The organism is Streptomyces bohaiensis, from assembly GCF_012033785.1.
Classification (GTDB): Bacteria; Actinomycetota; Actinomycetes; order Streptomycetales; family Streptomycetaceae; genus Streptomyces; species Streptomyces bohaiensis.
In genome coordinates, this window is record NZ_JAAVJC010000092.1 from 1 (window position 1) to 17,362 (window position 17,362).

A 17,362-nucleotide genomic window follows, 5' to 3' on the forward strand; every position below is an offset into this window, starting at 1 on the left:
GACGGCCGCTCCCGGCGAGCGGCCCGCCGGCCGTCCCGGCGGCACCCGGCGCCTCGGCACCCGGCGTCTCGGTGCGCGGCTCCGTGGCGCGGTCGCGGGCGGCACGCCGCTTGCGCACCGCCAGGTACTCGACGATGCGGTCCTTCACGTCCTGCAGCCCGGTGTGGTCGGCGTCCAGGACGGCGCGCGCCTCGGCGATGTCGTAGGCGTCCTCGCTGGTGACGTTCCACGGCATCTCCAGCACGGTGTCCAGCCAGGTCCGGATCCATCCCGATTCCGGTCCCTGGTCGCCGGCGCGCTCCAGCTTGTCGGCCTCGGCCAGTGCGGCCTTGTGGACCTCCGGCGGCAGCGCGGCCGCCTCGATGCGGGACCGGTAGTCCTCCTCGGCGTCGTCGCCGTCGCCGGTCAGCTCGGACAGCTCCCGCCGGACGGCCTGCAGCTGGCGGCGGAGCAGGAACTCGCGCTGCTGCTTCTCGACGCCGTCCTGGACGTCCTTGGCGATGGAGTCGGCGACCTCGCGCTCGGCCAGGTGCTCCTTGAGCAGCGCGGTGGCGAGCCGCAGCCGGTCGACCGGGTCGGTCGCCTCCAGCAGCCGCACGCGCTGCTCGGTGGTGAGGAACGGCGAGTAGCCGGCGTTGTCGGCCAGGGCGCCCGGGGACTCGATCTGCTGCACCCGGTCCACCACCTGCCAGGCGCCGCGTTCCCGCAGCCAGGAGGTGATCAGCGCGCGGTACTCGGTGACGAGTTCGGTGACGGCGCCGGGCAGCGGGTCCGGCAGCTCCTCGGCCACCTCGGTGCCCTCGACCCACAGGGCCGCGCCGGGGCCGGTGGTCCCGGCACCGACCCGCACCCGCGCGAGGCCGCGGATCAGCGCGCCCGGGTCGCCGTCGGCGAGGCGGCCGGTCTGCTCCACGCGACCGCGCACGCCGATCGCGGCGTAGCGCCCCTCGGTGCGCGGCACCAGCAGGACCTCGGGCTTGCCGCCGGCGGGGGCCGCCGCGCGGGCGGCCTCCACGGCGGCCCGGACCTCGGCGTCACTGAGGTCCAGCGGTACCACCATGCCCGGCAGGACCACCGCGTCGTCCAGCGGCAGCACGGGCAGGGTGAGCGTTGTGCGCGTCGATACCATGACCACTCCATCCGCAGTTAAGTTGAGCTATGAGGACTCAATGCGGGGAGCGGTGGGATTGTTCCCGTCGCAGGGGGCGTGTTCGCCGACAGCGATCACGGTCGCGAAGGCGCGCTGTGCGTCGCCGGGGACAACGCCTGTGGCGCGGGGGCGATTCCCCGTCCGATGCCGTCCCCGACCGCGCCGCGCCGGGGCGGGCGCAGCGTTCGGCGCCGCCCGCCCGCCCCGGACGCGACCGGGTCACCGGCGGCGGCTGCCCCGGCCGCCGGTGCCCGGGGTGAGCCCGCGCTTGCGGTCGCTCTCCCAGCGGCCCTGGGCCGCGCGCCGCTTCCACTCCTTGCGCTGTTCCGCCCGGAGGAGCACGTCGGCGCGGGCGGCGAGCCGGTCGTTCTCCCGGAGGAGCTTCCGGTAGCTCTCCAGGCGTCGCTGCGGAAGCGAGCCGTCCTCGATCGCGGCCAGCACGGCGCAGCCCGGCTCGGAGCGGTGGCCGCAGTCCCCGAAGCGGCACCGGCCGGCCAGCTCCTCGATCTCGCCGAAGGTGGCGCCGACGCCCTCGGCGGCGTCCCAGAGACCGACCCCGCGGAGCCCCGGGGTGTCGAGCAGCACGCCGCCCTCCGGCAGGACCAGCAGGTCACGGGTGGTGGTGGTGTGCCGCCCGCGGCCGTCGCTGTCCCGGTTGGCCCGGACCCGCTGGCTCTCGCGACCCGTGAGCGCGTTGGCCAGTGTCGACTTGCCCGCTCCGGAGACCCCGAGCAGGGCGGCGCTCCCGCCGCGCAGCGCCGCCGACAGCTCCGCGACGCCGGCGCCGGTGCGGGCGCTGACGGCGAACGCGCCGGCACCGGGAGCGGCGGCACGCACATCCGACAGCAGGTGGTCGACGTCGTGGGCGAGGTCGCTCTTGGTGAGGACCACTGTCGGCGTGGTGCCGGCCGCCCACGCCAGCGCGACGAAGCGCTCCAGCCGCCCGACGACCAGGTCGTCGGCGAGGGAGACGGCGATCAGCGCGGTGTCGACGTTGGCGGCGAGCACCTGTCCCCGGGCCGCCCTGGTGGAGCCGGAGCGCAGGAACGCGGACCGGCGGGGCAGCAGGGCACGGACCTCCAGGGTGCCGTCGGCGGCGGGGGCCAGCGCGGCCCAGTCCCCGGTGCAGGCGCGCTCCGTGGGATCGGCGGCGGGGCGACCGACGAAGGCGGCGCGGACGAGGCCGTCGGCGGTCACCAGTTCGCAGCGGCCCCGGTCCACCCGGGCGATACGGCCGGGGAGGACGCGCGGGTCGGCGGAGCGGTGGTGCTCCAGGGCGGCGGCGAAGGTGTCGTCCCAGCCGAGCCGGCGAAGTGCGGCGGCACCGTCCGGGGCGTCGGCGGTCTCCCCCTGCGAGGAGCGGTCCGCGGGCGGGAGGGCCGCGGCGGACGTCGGGTCCGCGAGGGAGGGGTTGCGAGAAGAAGCGCTGCGGGTGGTACGGGAGTTGCTGCTCACGACGGAGTGGGCCTTCCGGGGAGGTCGCCCCCGGCGGTGCGCGCGTGCGCGGAAGGTCAGCCGGGGTGCACGGAGGTGGAACGTGGATACGCGGCGAGAACGCCGGGGTGAACCCTGTTCGGGACAGCCATGGTTCGCACCTCCCTTCCGTCTCACGGGCCCGCGGCCCGCTCCGTGTGCGGCCCGATCGGACCGCGCGTCCCGCACGCTAGCGGCACGCGGCTCGCCGGTGCAACGGCTTTTACCGCCGCGCCCCGTTCGCCAGACACCACCCCCACCGGGCCCCGCTCTCCCGAGCGCCCGACCCGCACCGGCCCGCCCGGCGGGCCGGGGTCCGCGGGTGCACGCTGGAAGGAGCATGAGCGGAGGTGGACATCATGGCGACCGTCGCCGGATGGCACATCGAGGTGGAGTTCCGCGAGATCGGCTCCGAGACCAGGGCCGTCGCCCTGCTGCGGCTGCCCGACGGCGCCGAACTGCGCGCACACGCGCACGCCGACCGCCACCCCCACGACCCGTCGCAACCGCGGGTCGGCGAAGAGGTGGCCGCCGCACGGCTGCTCAACGAGCTGGCGGGCCTGCTGCTGGCGAAAGCCGAGCGGGAGATCGAGGAGGCGACAACCGGAGGGGCGCACCCGGCGCGGTGAGCCCCTCCGTTCGGACCCCGCGGGCGGGCGGACCCGCGTCAGCGCATCCGCGCTCAGCGGACCCGCCGCCCCGCGTCCCGGCGACGGCGGCGCCGGGCCGCCTTGAGCTGCTGCTTCAGCTCGGAGGGGCGGAGCGTACCGGCCAGGCGCATCGCGGTCGCCGTCATGTCGTAGGCCTGCACACCGAGCTTCTCGGCGCGGCTGCGGCGCTCGCGCACCGCCGCCAGCATCGCCTCGGCGGCGGCCTCCCGCGCCTCGTCGGTCTCGGCGCGGGCGGCCGCGGTGGCAGCCGTGGGCCAGACGCGGTCGACGGCGGCGTTCAGGGCCGCGCCCACCAGGACGGCGAAGGCGGAGACGCCCAGCCAGAGCAGGATCGCCACGGGCACGGCGAGCGAGCCGTACATCGACTGGCCCTCCACCGTGGTCCGCAGGTAGGTGCGGAGCGCAAAGGCGCACACCGCCCAGATGGCCAGCGCGATCATCGCCCCCGGGATGTCCTCCCGCCACGGCGAGCGCACCGGCACCGAGACGTGGTAGAGCGTGGTCAGGAACCCGACGCACAGCAGCAGCACCACCGGCCAGTACGCGATCCTGAGCTGCCCCTCCAGCCCGGGGAACCACCCGATCGCCAGCTCCGGGCCGATGACCAGGGCCGGGACGACCACCGCGCCCACCGCGAGGCTCACCAGGTACATCAGGAAGGCGAGCAGCCGGGTGGCGGCCGGGTTGCGGTACCCCTCCATCCCGTACATGACGGTGATGGTGCCGACGAAGACGTTGACCGCCCGCGACCCCGACCACAGGGCGACGACGAAGCCGAAGGACATGACGTCGGGCCGGGGCCCCTGGGTGAGGTCGTCGATCAACGGACGCACCACGTCGTTGACGCCGCGCTCGGACAGCATCGTGGTGGAGACGTCCAGGATGTGGCTGCGCGCGGTCTCCAGCGTGCTCGTGCCGGCCACGGCGTCCAGGCTGCTGAGCAGCCCGATCAGGCCGAGCAGCAGGGGTGGCAGCGAGAGCAGGGTGAAGAAGGCGGCCTCCGCCGCCATCCCGACGATGCGGTGCTCGGTACAGGACTGCACGGTGTCGCGCAGCAGCAGCCAGACCAGCTTCGCCTTGGGGATCCGGTGGTAGAGCGCGACCCGCTCGCCCTCGGCGGCGTCGTCAGCCTGCCGGGGCTCCCCGGGCTGCGGCGGGGCGGCCGGAGCGGCGGGCCCGGGGGCCGGGCCGGGCTCCGGGGCGCCGGCAGGTCCCCGGGCGTCGGCGCCGGTGGCGCTCTCGTCGCCGGGCTCGGGCGGCCCGGGTCGCGGATCCTGTCCGGTCCGGTGGGATGCGTCGTCGGCGGTCACGCCCATAACGTAGCCGCATGACCCCCCGCACCCACACGGTAGCCAACCAGTCCCCGCCCCTCGAGGGCCACGACCTGTTCGCCACGGACGCCGCGCTCCGGGAGGGCGTGGCGCGGTACGCCCGCCCGGGGGCGGGCGACCGACTGGCGGGGGAGCTGTCGGAGTGGGGACGCGAGGCGGGCTCCGCCGGCACGCAGGAACTGGCCCGGCAGGCGAACGCGGCACCGCCTGTGCTGCGCACCCACGACCGCTGGGGCAACCGGATCGACGAGGTCGAGTTCCACCCCGCGTGGCACACCCTGCTGGGCCGCGCGGTCGAGTGGGGGCTCACCGGGGGGCGCGGCGAACCGGACGGTCTGCTGCGGCGTGCCGCCGGGTTCCACCTCTGGTACCAGGTGGACGCCGGTCCGGGCTGTCCGGTGTCCATGACGCATGCCGCGGTCCCCCTGCTGCGGGCCGAACCGTCGCTGGCCGAGGTGTGGCAACCGCTGCTGACCTCACGGAGCTACGACCCGCGGCCCCTGGCGGCGCCGGAGAAGTCCGGTGCGCTGGCGGGGATGGCCATGACGGAGAAGCAGGGCGGCTCCGATCTGGCAGCCGGCACCACGCGGGCGCGGCCCGCCGACGGCGCGGCGGCCGGGATGTACGCCCTGACCGGGCACAAGTGGTTCTGCTCCGCCCCGATGTCCGACGCCTTCCTGGTGCTGGCGCGGGCCGAGGGCGGGCCCACCTGCTTCCTGCTGCCGCGGACCCTGCCCGACGGCAGCCGCAACGTGTTCCGGTTGCAGCGGCTGAAGGACAAGCTCGGCAATCGTGCCAACGCCTCCGCCGAGGTCGAGTTCGAGGAGACCCTGGCCTGGCGGGTGGGTGAGGAGGGGCGCGGCATCGCGACCATCCTGGAGATGGTCGCCGCGACGCGGGTGGACTGCGTGACCGGTTCGGCCGCGCTGATGCGCCGGGCGGTGGCGCTGGCCGTGCACCACACGACGCACCGTGCGGCGTTCGGCGGGCCGTTGGTGGACAAGCCGCTGATGCGGGCGGTCCTCGCGGACCTGGCGGTCGAGTCGGAGGCCGCGACCGCGCTGGCGCTGCGGCTCGCCGCCGCCTGCGACGGGGCGGAGGCCGGGCGGTCGCACGACCGGTACCTGCTGCGGCTGGCGGTGCCCGCCGCGAAGTTCTGGGTCTCCGGGCGGTGCACGGCGCTGGTGGCGGAGGCGATGGAGTGTCTGGGCGGCAACGGCTACGTGGAGGAGTCCGGCATGCCGCGGCTGCTGCGGGAGGCACCGCTGAACTCGCTGTGGGAGGGGCCGGGAAACCTGCAGGCGCTGGACGTCCTGCGGGCGCTGCGGACCGAGCCGAACGTGCTGCACGCCTTCCTCACCGAGGTGGGCCGGGCGGCCGGGGCTGACCACCGCCTCGACGCGGCCATCACCGCCGTACTGACCGAACTTTCCGACCTGGAGAACATGGAGGCGCGCGCCCGGCGGTTGGCGGAGCTGATCGCCCTGGTGCTCCAGGGGGCGCTGCTGGTCCAGCACGCGCCGCCGGCTGTCGCGGACGCCTTCTGCGCGACGCGGCTCGGCCGGGACGGCGGGGCGGCGTTCGGCACCCTCCCGGCGGGACTGGACCCGGCGGCGATCGTCGAGCGCGCGGCGCCGCTGCCCGCCGGCTGAGCGGGCACCGGGCCGCTCCCGGCTCCCGCTCCGCGGGAGCGCCTCCGCACCCCGCCGGGGCGGGGTGCGGGACGGCGGGCTTCGACCGGTCTGGTTGGCTGGGGCCATGAACGGAAACACCGGGGCCGGCGGGGCCACCGAGCTCACCGAGGTCACCACCTGGTCGCTGGAGCAGACGACACCGCAGGCGCTCCGCCCCGCGGACGGCCGCGTCCCGGACGGCCTGCGGGTGGCGCGGGCGGCGGTGCCCTCGCCCGAGTTCAGCCGCTTCCTCTACACGGCGGTGGGCGGAGACGTCCGATGGGTGGACAGGCTGGAGTGGGACCACGCACGGTGGCGCGGCCATCTGGAGCGGCCCGCCGTCGAGACCTGGGTGGCGTATCTGCACGACACCCCGGTCGGCTACATCGAGCTGGACGGCCAGGCGGCGGGCGTCGTGGAGATCGCCTACTTCGGGCTGCTCCCCGCTTTCCGCGGACGGGGTGTCGGGGGGCGACTGCTGACGGTGGGGACCGCGCGCGCCTGGGACCTCTCAGCCCGCTGGCCCGGCCGGGAGGCAACGCGGCGTGTCTGGCTGCACACCTGCACCAAGGACGGCCCGCATGCCCTGGAGAACTACCGGCGGCGCGGGTTCACGGTCTTCCGGACCGAGACCTCGACGGAGGCCACGGTCGTGCGAGCACCGGGCCCCTGGCCGGGCGCCCACCCCGGGAGCGATGCCACCGGCGGCGGGTGACGCCGCGCCGCGACCGGGCCGCGCGTCACCCGGTACGACCTGCTGCGTCTTGACATCCGGGACAGTTTGGTCCGGATACCGGAAGACTGTGGACTGACGCGCGCCGCGCGTGCCAGTCTTTCCGTCATGTCCCGCGCAGGAGTTGCCCTGGTGAGTCGACGCCACGTCGATCTCGGCCGCATGTCCAGCGCCCGGTGTCGCGTCCGCCGGTAGGCGCGGACCCGACGGAGCCCCCGTCTCCCGACCTCCGTACGCCCGCTTCCCGCGGCGCGTTCCCTCATCCTGCCCACCGCACCTCGCCCCGCGCGACGACGCGCGTACCGACCGCACCGTGCCGCACCCGGTCACCCCTGCCCGGACCCGGGCACGGGGCCCGCCGCTGTCGAAGGACCCGTCACCCATGGCCGACACGCCCCCCAAGAAGGCCGCCCCGACCCGTCGCAGGACCGGACGCCACCGCGGCGAGGGTCAGTGGGCCTCCGGACACTTCACCCCCCTGAACGCCAACGAGCAGACCAAGAAGGACGACGACGGTCTCAATGTGCGGACGCGCATTGAGACGATCTACGCCCAGCGCGGTTTCGACTCCATCGACGGCGCCGACCTGCGGGGGCGGATGCGCTGGTGGGGGCTGTACACCCAGCGGCGGCCCGGCATCGACGGCGGGCGGACCGCCGTACTGGAGCCGGAGGAGCTGGACGACGAGTACTTCATGCTGCGGGTCCGGATCGACGGCGGACGCCTCACCACCGCCCAACTGCGCGTCATCGGTGAGGTCTCCGAGGAGTTCGGGCGCGGCACGGCCGACATCACCGACCGCCAGAACGTGCAGTACCACTGGATCCGCATCGAGGACATGCCGGAGATCTGGCGGCGGCTGGAGGGCGTGGGGCTCTCGACCACGGAGGCCTGCGGCGACACCCCGCGCGTCATCCTGGGGTCCCCGGTCGCCGGTATCGCCGAGGACGAGATCATCGACGGCACCCCGGCGATCGACGAGATCCAGCGGCGCGTCGTCGGCAACCCGGACTTCTCCAACCTGCCGCGGAAGTTCAAGTCGGCGATCTCGGGGTCACCGCAGCTGGACGTCGCCCACGAGATCAACGACATCGCGTTCGTCGGCGTCCACCACCCCGAGCACGGCCCCGGCTTCGACCTCTGGGTCGGCGGCGGGCTGTCGACCAATCCCAAGATCGGGGTGCGGCTGGGCGCCTGGGTTCCGCTGGAGGAGGTCCCCGACGTCTACGAGGGCGTCATCGGCATCTTCCGCGACTACGGCTACCGCCGGCTGCGGACCCGCGCCCGGCTGAAGTTCCTCGTCGCGGACTGGGGCGCCGCGCGGTTCCGCGAAGTGCTGGAGACGGAGTACCTCCACCGGACCCTCGTCGACGGCCCGGCGCCCGACGCACCCGTCGAGCGCTGGCGCGACCACGTCGGTGTGCACCGGCAGCGCGACGGCCGCCACTACGTGGGGTTCGCGCCCCGCGTGGGGCGCGTGGACGGCGCCACCCTGATCCGGATCGCCGACCTCGCCGAGGCCCACGGCTCGCAGCGGGTGCGCACCACGGCCGAGCAGAAGATGGTCGTCCTCGACGTCGAGGAGGACCGCGTCCCCTCACTCGTGGAGGGTCTGGCGGCCCTGGACCTCACGACCTCGCCCTCGCCGTTCCGACGCGGCACCATGGCCTGCACCGGCATCGAGTTCTGCAAACTGGCCATCGTCGAGACCAAGGGGCGCGCCGCCTCCCTCATCGACGAGTTGGAGAAGCGGCTCCCCGACTTCGAGGAGCCGGTCACCATCAACGTCAACGGCTGCCCCAACTCCTGCGCGCGCATCCAGATCGCGGACATCGGTCTCAAGGGGCAGCTCGTCACCGACGCCGAGGGCCGGCAGGTGGAGGGGTTCCAGGTCCACCTCGGCGGCTCGCTGGGACTGGAACCCGGCTTCGGGCGCAAGGTGCGCGGGCTGAAGGTCACCTCCGAGGAACTCCCCGACTACGTCGAGCGGGTGCTGCGGAACTTCAGCGACCAGCGGGCCGAGGGCGAGCGCTTCGCCACCTGGGCCGCCCGCGCCGACGAGGAGGCCCTGTCGTGAGCGAACGCGCCGCCCCGTACTACTGCCCCTACTGCGGCGAGGAGGACCTCCGGCCCTCGGAGGAGGGCCACGGCTGTTGGGAGTGCCCCGACTGCAACCGGGCGTTCCGGCTGAAGTTCCTGGGCCTGCTGGCGGCGGGGTTCACCCGCTCCCCCGGCGACAGGGCCGACGACACGGTCGGCGACCGGACCGGCGAGCGGAGCACGACCGGCGCGCGGGACGAGGAACCGTGACCGCCGCCGGCCCCGGCGCCCGGGCGGCGGCGGAGCGCGCCGGACGGGAGCTGGAGGACGCCACGGCCCTGGAGATCCTCGGCTGGGCGGTGGAGACGTTCGACGACGCGTTCTGCGTCACCTCCTCCATGGAGGACGCCGTGGTCGCGCACCTCGCGGCACGTGTCCGCCCCGGCGTCGACGTGGTCTTCCTCGACACCGGCTACCACTTCCCGGAGACGCTCGGGACCCGCGACGCGGTCGCCGCGGTGATGGACGTCAACGTGATCACCCTGACCCCGACCCGGACCGTCGCCGAGCAGGACGCCGAGCACGGGCCGGCTCTCCACGACCGCGACCCCGACCGCTGCTGCGCGCTGCGGAAGGTCGAGCCGCTGCGCCGCGGCCTGACCGGCTACCGCGCCTGGGCGACCGGGCTGCGCCGGGACGAGTCGCCCACCCGGGCGGGAACACCGGTGGTGGGGTGGGACGAGCGCCGCGGCAAGGTCAGGGTCGCGCCGATCGCCCGGTGGACGCAGCAGGACGTGGACGCCTACGTCGCCGAGCACGGAGTCCTCACCAACCCGCTGCTCGACGACGGGTACACCTCCGTCGGCTGCGCGCCCTGCACCCGGCGCGTCGCGCCGGGCGAGGACGCCCGGGCCGGCCGCTGGGCCGGACGGAGCAAGACCGAGTGCGGGCTGCACGGCTGACCCCGCACCCGGGGCGGGCCCGCGGGGCCGCCCCCGGGGCCACCGACACCCAGACCGAGACAACGGACGGGACAAGACGATGACCGTGCCGCAGACCGCGACGACGGCCGTGGGCACCGGCGCCACCGTGTGGCTCACCGGGCTCCCCAGCGCCGGCAAGACGACGATCGCGGAGGGGGTCGCAGAGCGGCTGCGGGCCGACGGCGGCCGGGTCGAACTCCTCGACGGGGACGAGGTCCGCAGGTTCCTCACGGCGGGTCTCGGCTTCACGCGCGCCGACCGGGACGTCAACGTGCGGCGGATCGGGTGGGTGGCGCAGTTGCTGGCCTCCCACGGGGTCACCGTGCTGGTTCCGGTCATCGCGCCCTGGGCCGACACCCGGCAGGCGGTCCGGGAGCACCACGAGGCCGCCGGCACCGCGTACCTGGAGGTGCACGTCGCGACCCCGGTCGAGGTCTGCTCGCAGCGGGACGTGAAGGGGCTGTACGCGCGGCAGGCCGCCGGCGAGCTGTCGGGGCTGACCGGCGTGGACGACCCCTACGAGCCCCCGCCCCACCCCGACCTGCGGATAGCCGCGCATGAGACGACCGTGGAGCAGTCCGTGGCGGCGCTCCACGCCCTGCTGAGCGAAAGGGGACTGCTGTGAGCACCGCGGCCAAGGTCACCCCCCGGAGAGGGGGACCCGGCGGGACGGGGGACGGGGACGGAGCCGGCAGCCCGTTCTCGCTCTCCCATCTCGACGCCCTGGAGTCCGAGGCGGTCCACATCTTCCGGGAGGTGGCGGGCGAGTTCGAGCGCCCGGTGATCCTCTTCTCCGGCGGCAAGGACTCCATCGTCATGCTGCACCTGGCGCTCAAGGCGTTCCGCCCCGCGCCGCCGCCCTTCGCCCTGCTGCACGTGGACACCGGGCACAACTTCCCCGAGGTCCTGGAGTACCGCGACCGCCGGGTCGCCGAGCACGGCCTGCGGCTGCACGTCGCCTCGGTGCAGGAGTTCATCGACGACGGCCGGCTCCGGGAGCGGCCCGACGGCACCCGCAACCCGCTGCAGACCGTCCCGCTGCTGGACGCGATCGACCGCAACCGGTTCGACGCGGTCTTCGGCGGCGGACGCCGCGACGAGGAGAAGGCGCGCGCCAAGGAGCGGGTCTTCTCGCTGCGCGACGAGTTCGGCGGCTGGGACCCCCGGCGCCAACGGCCGGAGCTGTGGCAGCTCTACAACGGGCGCCACGCGCCGGGCGAGCACGTCCGGGTCTTCCCGCTGTCCAACTGGACCGAGCTGGACGTCTGGCAGTACATCGCCCGCGAACAGGTCGAACTCCCCGCCATCTACTACGCCCACGAACGCCGGGTGTTCCGCCGGCACGGGATGTGGCTGGCCCCCGGCGCGTGGGGCGGCCCCCGCGAGGGCGAGGAGACCACCACCCGCCGGGTGCGCTACCGCACCGTCGGCGACATGTCCTGCACCGGAGCGGTGGAGTCCGACGCGGACAGCGTTGAGAAGGTGATCCTGGAGATCGCCGCCTCCCGCCTGACCGAGCGCGGCGCGACCCGCGCCGACGACAAGCTCTCCGAAGCCGCGATGGAAGACCGCAAGCGCGAAGGGTACTTCTGATGACCGCCCCGACGCACGGCCCCGCGCACGGCCGGACCCGGCCCTCGCCGACCGAGCAGACCGCCGCCACCTCGCTGCTGCGGTTCGCCACCGCCGGCTCGGTCGACGACGGCAAGTCCACGCTGGTGGGACGGCTCCTGCACGACTCCAAGTCGGTACTGGCCGACCAGTTGGAGGCGGTCGAGCACGCCAGCCGGAGCCGCGGCCGGGGCGAGCCGGACCTCGCGCTCCTCACCGACGGGCTGCGTGCCGAACGCGAGCAGGGCATCACCATCGACGTGGCCTACCGCTACTTCGCCACCGCGCGCCGCCGGTTCATCCTCGCCGACACCCCAGGACACGTGCAGTACACCCGCAACATGGTGACGGGGGCGTCCACCGCCCAGCTCGCGGTGGTCCTGGTCGACGCCCGCCACGGTGTGGTGGAACAGACCCGCCGCCACGCGGCGGTCGCCGCGCTGCTGCGCGTCCCGCATGTCGTGCTCGCCGTCAACAAGATGGACCTGGTCGCGTACGCGGAGCCGGTGTTCGCCGCCATCGCCGCCGAGTTCACCGAGTACGCGGCGAGCCTGGGCATCCCCGAGGTGACGGCCATCCCGATCTCGGCGCTGGCCGGGGACAACGTGGTGACCGCGTCCGCGGCGATGGACTGGTACGGCGGACCCACGGTGCTGGAGCACCTGGAGGGGGTGCGGGTCGCCGACGACCCGTCACAGGACCCGGCGCGGTTCCCGGTGCAGTACGTGATCCGGCCGCAGAGCGAGGATCTGCCCGACTACCGCGGCTACGCCGGCCAGCTCTCCTCCGGTGTGCTGCGGGTCGGGGACCGTGTCGCGGTGCTGCCCTCGGGCCGGACCACCACGATCACCGGGATCGACCTGCTGGGCGAACCCGTGGACGTGGCCTGGGCGCCGCAGTCGGTCACCCTCCGGCTCGCCGACGACCTCGATGTCTCGCGCGGCGACCTGATCGCCGCCGCGGCGACGGCGGCAAGCCCCACCCAGGACCTCACCGCGACCGTGTGCCACCTGCACGACCGCCCGCTGCGGCCGGGCGCGCGGGTGCTGCTGAAGCACACCACACGCACGGTCAAGGCCGTCGTCAAGGAGATCCCCTCGCGGCTCTCGCTCACCGACCTCAGCCACGAGCCCGGCCCCGCCGAGCTGGTCGCCAACGACATCGGCCGGGTGGTGGTCCGCGCGGCCGAGCCGCTGGCGGTGGACCCCTACACCGAGTCCCGCCGCACCGGCTCCTTCCTCCTGATCGACCCGGCGGACGGCACGACGCTCACCGCGGGGATGGCCGGCGAGGCGTTCGGCCGCGCCGCCGCCGGTCCGGCCGACGACGAGGGCTGGGACTTCTGACGATGGCGCCCCGTCCCCGTGTTGCGCGCCCCCGGCCCGAACGGCCGGAGGTCGGCGGTGCGTTCGCCACCTTCGACCAGGCGGGCGGACGGATCGGCAGCGGCCTGCGCGGCAGCGGGCAGGGCGGCATCGGGCGATGTGCGCCGTGACGGCCGCCTGCGCGCGGCCGTCACGTCCCGTCCGACCTCCGTCACCCGTCCGAACCGGGCCGGACCGGCCGCCGCCGGCGCCCGGCCCCGAAGGGAACCTTCCGTGCGCACGCTCCTCCCCCGCACCTCCGTCCGTCTCCTCGGTGGCGCCGCCGCTCTCCTGCTGGCCGTCTCGGCCTGCGGCTACGGCTCCGAGGGCTCCGACTCCTCCGGCTCGGGGTCCGGCTCGGGCAGTGGCGGCTCCGACGCCGCGAGCCTCTCCACCGACCAGGTGAACATCGGCTACTTCGCCAACATCACCCACGCCACCGCGCTGATCGGGTTGGACGACGACGGCGCCATCCGCCAGGAACTGGGCGGCACCGAGATCAACACGCAGGTCTTCAACGCCGGCCCCTCCGCCATCGAAGCGCTCAACGCCGGCGCCGTCGACCTGACCTTCATCGGCCCCAACCCCGCCATCAACGGCTTCGCCCAGTCCGGCGGCCAGGCGTTGCGGGTCGTGGCCGGCGCGGCCTCCGGCGGCGCCTCGCTCGTGGTCAACCCCGACACCGTCGACGGCCTCGACGATCTGGCCGGGAAGTCGATCGCCACGCCGCAGCTCGGCAACACCCAGGACGTGGCACTGCTGAACTACCTGGTGGGCGAGGGGTTCGAGGTCGACCCGGCGACCGGCCGGGGTGACGTCACCGTGCTGCGCATCCCCAACGCCGAGATACCCAACGCCTACGAGTCCGGTGCGATCGACGGCGCCTGGGTGCCGGAGCCCTCCGCCGCCAATCTCCTGACCCGCGGCGCGGAGACCCTGCTCGACGAGGGCGAGCTGTGGGAGGACGGCCGGTACGTCGTCACCCACCTGATCGCCTCCCAGAGCTTCCTGGAGGAGCACCCCGACGTGGTGGAGGCGGTCATCCGCGGCCTGGTGACCACCACCGACTGGATCAACGACAATCCCGAGGACGCCAAGGCGGAGGCGAACGCAGCACTGGAGGCGCTGAACGGCAGTCCGCTGCCGCAGGACGTGCTCGACCCGGCTTTCGCGAACGTCGAGTTCCTGTACGACCCGATCGCCACCAGCCTGCGCGACGGCGCGGACCACGCGGTCGCCGCCGGGCTGCTCGACGAGACCGACCTGACCGGCATCTACGACCTGACGCTGCTGAACAAGGTCCTCACCGACGCCGGGAAGCCGGAGATCACCGAAGACGGCGGTCTCGGCGTCCGCTGACCACCGAGACCAGCAGGAGGTATCCGATGGCCCTCACCGTCACCACGCCGGACTCCGAGTCCGGCCGCACCACCACCGCCCCGCACGCGGTGCGGTTCGACGCGGTCAGCAAGTCGTTCGGGCGCGCCGCCGCCCGGCAGCGCGCCGTCGAGGAGGTCGACCTGACCGTGCGCCCCGGGGAGTTCGTCACCCTGATCGGGGCGTCGGGCTGCGGGAAGTCGACACTGCTCAACCTCGTCGCCGGGCTCGACGAGCCGAGCTCGGGCACCATCGACGTCCCCGGTGGCCGCCCCGCCCTGATGTTCCAGGAGCACGCGCTGTTCCCCTGGCTCACCGCGGGCCGCAACATCGAACTGGCCCTGAAGCTGCGCGGCGTGCCCAAGAAGGAGCGCCGCCCGGAGGCGGAACGCCTGCTGGAGCTGGTCCGGTTGGGCGGCACCCACGGCAAGCGCATCCACGAGCTCTCCGGCGGGATGCGCCAACGCGTCGCCCTGGCGCGGGCACTGGCCCAGGACAGTCAACTCCTCCTGATGGACGAGCCGTTCGCCGCACTCGACGCCATCACCCGGGACGTGCTCCACGAGGAGCTGACGCGGGTGTGGCAGGAGACCGGCCTCTCCGTGCTGTTCGTGACGCACAACGTGCGCGAGGCGGTGCGACTCGCGCAGCGCGTCGTCCTGCTCTCCTCCCGGCCGGGCCGGGTGGTGCGCCAATGGGAGATCGACATCCCGCAGCCGCGCCGCATCGAGGATGCCGCGGTCTCCGCCCTGTCCGTCGAGATCACCGACCACCTGCGCCAGGAGATCCGCCGCCATGTCCAGCACTGACGCCGCCACCGCACGCGGCGGCGAGGGGCCGGGCAACGGCCCCGGGCCCTCGGCCGCCACGGACCGGGCGCGCAGCGACCTCGCCGACCTGGAGGCGGGACTCGACGCCCTGGAGACCCGCCCCGCACCCGACCGGCCGCCGATCGGCCGCATCCTGCTGGACAAGCTCGTGCCGCCCCTGGTGGCGATCGTCCTGGTCCTCACCGTCTGGCAGATCGTCCACCTCTCGGGGATCAAGCCCGACTACCTGCTCCCCGGCCCGCTGGACGTCTGGGGTGCCGTCCACCAGATGTGGCTCCAGGGGACGCTGCTGGAGTACATCTGGACCAGCGTCTCCCGCGGCGTCTCCGGGTTCGCCATCGCCATCGCGCTGGGCACCCCGCTGGGGCTGCTCATCGCCCGGGTGCGGGTGGTGCGGGCCGCGATCGGCCCCATCGTGACCGGGCTCCAGTCGCTGCCGTCCATCGCCTGGGTGCCGGCGGCGATCATCTGGTTCGGGCTGACCAACGGCACCATCTACGCGGTGATCCTGCTCGGTGCCGTCCCGTCCATCGCCAACGGCATTGTCGCCGGGGTCGACCAGATCCCGCCGATCCACCTGCGGGCGGGCCGGACCCTGGGGGCCACCGGACTGAACGGGGTGCGACACATCCTGCTGCCCGCGGCCCTCCCCGGCTACCTGGCGGGGCTCAAGCAGGGCTGGGCGTTCTCGTGGCGCTCGCTGATGGCCGCGGAGCTGATCGTCAACGCTCCCGCCCTGGGCACAGGTCTGGGACAGTTGATGGAGAACTACCGCACCATGCAGAACATGTCGGGCGTACTCGCCGCGATCCTGCTGATCCTGCTGGTCGGAGTGGCGATCGACCTGCTGTTCTTCTCGCCGCTGGAGCGGCGGGTCCTGCGCAGCAGGGGACTGCTGGGAAGGAGTGGCTGACCGATGACACCCCCCGGCGCCGCGCGCCCGCTCACCCCGGTGGTGTCCCGCCCACCGTCACCGGCGCTGCTCGTCGTCGCCCACGGCAGTCGCGACCCGCGCCACGCCGCCACGGTGACGGCACTGCTGGAGCGGATCCGCGCCCGGCGCCCGGGGCAGGCCGTCGACGGCTGCTATCTCGACTTCACCCTCCCGGGGCCCGGCCGGGCGCTGGAGCGGCTGCGGGACACCGGCGTTCATGAGGTGGTGGCCGTGCCGCTGCTGCTCACCGACGCCTACCACGCCCGGAAGGACATCCCCGAGGTGCTCGCCGACCAGGCGGCCCGCCCCGGGGCGCCGCTGATCCGCCAGGCCCCGGTACTCGGCCCCGACCCGCTGCTCCTCGACGCGCTGGCGCGCCGGCTGGGTGAGGTCGGCATCGGCAGGGACGACGCCGCGGACACCGGCGTCGTCCTGGCCGCGGCGGGGTCCTCGGACCCGGAGGCGATCGCGACGGTCGCGGCAACCGCGCGGGAGTGGCGGCGCACCGCGGGATGGTGCGCCGTGCGACCCGCGTTCGCCTCCGCGTCGCCGCCCACCACGGCGGACGCCGTGCGCGCCCTGCGCGCGCAGGGGGTCCGCCGGGTGGCGGTGGCACCGTACGTGCTCGCGCCGGGGAGGCTGCCGGACCGCATCCTGCGGGGCGCGGCCGAGGCGGGAGCCGACGTCGTCGCGCCGCTTGCGCCGTACCCGGGCCACGTGGACATCGACGGTGCGCCGGTCCCCGACGGGGCCGTACCCCCAGACCGTCTCGACCAGCTGGTCGCGGGTGAAGACCCGGTGCGGGTGGGCGACGAGCAGCGCCAGGAGCTCGTACTCCAGGTAGGTCAGGTCGAGCGGGGTCCCGTCGACCTCGACCGTCCGCGCCGTTCGGTCGACGCGGATGCCGGCGCTCTCCCGGACGTCGGCGGCCGGCGGTGCCGACCGGCGCTCCCCGGGCCCGGCCTCGGCCGACGGGGGCGCGACCGCTCCCGGACCGGTCGCCGGCGCAGCGTCATGGGGCACCGGGCGGTCCGCGGGGACGGACAGCACCGTCAGCGGCGCCGGCGGGCCGGGGAACTCGGCGCGGACGGCGTCGAGCAGGTCGGCGGGGTCGGTGCCGGCCGGGGCCAGCACGAGGTAGCCCACGAGCGGGCACGCGCGGCGTCGTCGGCGGAGACCGCCGCGACCGGCC

Annotated in this window: 15 protein-coding genes and 2 pseudogenes; 13 read left to right on the forward strand and 4 right to left on the reverse strand. The window is 74.5% G+C overall.

The genetic code is table 11. From position 1 onward, the window contains the following. Both HCN52_RS12550 and rsgA read right to left on the reverse strand, forming a co-directional pair. Nucleotides 1-1,129: LON peptidase substrate-binding domain-containing protein (locus HCN52_RS12550; RefSeq protein ID WP_209314461.1), on the reverse strand; the 1,129-nt coding region annotated here is incomplete at its 3' end. Between the two features lie 240 nt (nt 1,130-1,369). Beyond that, nucleotides 1,370-2,605, reverse strand: a complete 1,236-nt coding sequence (gene rsgA, locus HCN52_RS12555; protein ID WP_376767122.1) for a ribosome small subunit-dependent GTPase A — start codon at nt 2,603-2,605, stop codon at nt 1,370-1,372. A 374-nt stretch (nt 2,606-2,979) separates the two neighbouring features. Between rsgA and HCN52_RS12560 the strand changes: the two genes are divergently transcribed. Then, a complete protein-coding gene (locus tag HCN52_RS12560) occupies nt 2,980-3,252 on the forward strand; it encodes a dsRBD fold-containing protein (RefSeq protein WP_312876668.1) in 273 nt (90 codons plus the stop codon). Between the two features lie 53 nt (nt 3,253-3,305). Here HCN52_RS12560 and HCN52_RS12565 read toward each other — a convergent pair whose 3' ends face one another. After that, on the reverse strand, nt 3,306-4,604 hold the full coding sequence (locus tag HCN52_RS12565; protein ID WP_376767123.1) for a YihY/virulence factor BrkB family protein: 1,299 nt from the start codon (nt 4,602-4,604) through the stop codon (nt 3,306-3,308). A gap of 17 nt (nt 4,605-4,621) precedes the next feature. On the opposite strand from HCN52_RS12565, the gene HCN52_RS12570 reads away from it, so the two are divergent. From HCN52_RS12570 to HCN52_RS12625, 12 genes and pseudogenes are all read left to right on the forward strand, one after another. Further along, complete coding sequence (locus HCN52_RS12570; RefSeq protein WP_168088519.1) at nt 4,622-6,277, forward strand: acyl-CoA dehydrogenase family protein; 1,656 nt, start codon at nt 4,622-4,624, stop codon at nt 6,275-6,277. Nucleotides 6,278-6,383: 106 nt separating this feature from the next. Further along, complete coding sequence (locus HCN52_RS12575; protein WP_168088520.1) at nt 6,384-7,013, forward strand: GNAT family N-acetyltransferase; 630 nt, start codon at nt 6,384-6,386, stop codon at nt 7,011-7,013. Nucleotides 7,014-7,413: 400 nt separating this feature from the next. Next, the gene (locus HCN52_RS12580) at nt 7,414-9,108 is read left to right on the forward strand and encodes a nitrite/sulfite reductase (protein ID WP_168088521.1); all 1,695 of its coding nucleotides are present in this window, start codon (nt 7,414-7,416) and stop codon (nt 9,106-9,108) included. Next, complete coding sequence (locus HCN52_RS24740) at nt 9,105-9,341, forward strand: hypothetical protein (protein ID WP_168088522.1); 237 nt, start codon at nt 9,105-9,107, stop codon at nt 9,339-9,341. The genes HCN52_RS12580 and HCN52_RS24740 overlap by 4 nt, the downstream gene beginning before the upstream one ends. Further along, nucleotides 9,338-10,033 (forward strand): phosphoadenylyl-sulfate reductase, encoded by a 696-nt coding sequence (locus tag HCN52_RS12590; RefSeq protein WP_168088523.1) that lies wholly within the window; start codon nt 9,338-9,340, stop codon nt 10,031-10,033. Before HCN52_RS24740 ends, HCN52_RS12590 begins: the two co-directional genes overlap by 4 nt. Nucleotides 10,034-10,112: 79 nt before the next feature. Continuing rightward, nucleotides 10,113-10,679 carry an adenylyl-sulfate kinase gene (gene cysC, locus HCN52_RS12595; protein WP_168088524.1) on the forward strand — a complete coding sequence of 189 codons (567 nt, stop codon included), beginning with the start codon at nt 10,113-10,115 and terminating at the stop codon, nt 10,677-10,679. Further along, on the forward strand, nt 10,676-11,647 hold the full coding sequence (gene cysD, locus HCN52_RS12600) for a sulfate adenylyltransferase subunit CysD (RefSeq protein WP_168088525.1): 972 nt from the start codon (nt 10,676-10,678) through the stop codon (nt 11,645-11,647). Before cysC ends, cysD begins: the two co-directional genes overlap by 4 nt. Next, a complete protein-coding gene (locus HCN52_RS12605; RefSeq protein ID WP_168088526.1) occupies nt 11,647-13,011 on the forward strand; it encodes a sulfate adenylyltransferase subunit 1 in 1,365 nt (454 codons plus the stop codon). The genes cysD and HCN52_RS12605 overlap by 1 nt, the downstream gene beginning before the upstream one ends. 252 nt (nt 13,012-13,263) lie before the next feature. Then, nucleotides 13,264-14,388 carry an ABC transporter substrate-binding protein gene (locus HCN52_RS12610; RefSeq protein WP_312876667.1) on the forward strand — a complete coding sequence of 375 codons (1,125 nt, stop codon included), beginning with the start codon at nt 13,264-13,266 and terminating at the stop codon, nt 14,386-14,388. Between the two features lie 26 nt (nt 14,389-14,414). Beyond that, on the forward strand, nt 14,415-15,215 hold the full coding sequence (locus HCN52_RS12615; RefSeq protein WP_168088528.1) for an ABC transporter ATP-binding protein: 801 nt from the start codon (nt 14,415-14,417) through the stop codon (nt 15,213-15,215). Further along, nucleotides 15,202-16,149, forward strand: a complete 948-nt coding sequence (locus tag HCN52_RS12620; protein WP_168088529.1) for an ABC transporter permease — start codon at nt 15,202-15,204, stop codon at nt 16,147-16,149. Before HCN52_RS12615 ends, HCN52_RS12620 begins: the two co-directional genes overlap by 14 nt. A 3-nt stretch (nt 16,150-16,152) precedes the next feature. Next, nucleotides 16,153-16,881, forward strand: a pseudogene (locus HCN52_RS12625) (sirohydrochlorin chelatase); the annotation flags it as partial. A 36-nt stretch (nt 16,882-16,917) separates the two neighbouring features. On the opposite strand, the pseudogene HCN52_RS26400 reads toward HCN52_RS12625, so the two are convergent. After that, a pseudogene (locus tag HCN52_RS26400) lies at nt 16,918-17,316 on the reverse strand (winged helix-turn-helix domain-containing protein); the annotation flags it as partial. Between the last annotated feature and the right edge of the window lie 46 nt (nt 17,317-17,362).

What these genes read in the sequence shown, in the direction of transcription:
- HCN52_RS12615 (WP_168088528.1), top strand. Translation starts at nt 14,415, where the DNA reads ATGGCCCTCACCGTCACCACGCCGGACTCCGAGTCCGGCCGCACCACC.
- HCN52_RS12620 (WP_168088529.1), top strand. Translation starts at nt 15,202, where the DNA reads ATGTCCAGCACTGACGCCGCCACCGCACGCGGCGGCGAGGGGCCGGGC.
- cysC (WP_168088524.1), top strand. Translation starts at nt 10,113, where the DNA reads ATGACCGTGCCGCAGACCGCGACGACGGCCGTGGGCACCGGCGCCACC.
- HCN52_RS12605 (WP_168088526.1), top strand. Translation starts at nt 11,647, where the DNA reads ATGACCGCCCCGACGCACGGCCCCGCGCACGGCCGGACCCGGCCCTCG.
- HCN52_RS12575 (WP_168088520.1), top strand. Translation starts at nt 6,384, where the DNA reads ATGAACGGAAACACCGGGGCCGGCGGGGCCACCGAGCTCACCGAGGTC.
- HCN52_RS12570 (WP_168088519.1), top strand. Translation starts at nt 4,622, where the DNA reads ATGACCCCCCGCACCCACACGGTAGCCAACCAGTCCCCGCCCCTCGAG.
- HCN52_RS12580 (WP_168088521.1), top strand. Translation starts at nt 7,414, where the DNA reads ATGGCCGACACGCCCCCCAAGAAGGCCGCCCCGACCCGTCGCAGGACC.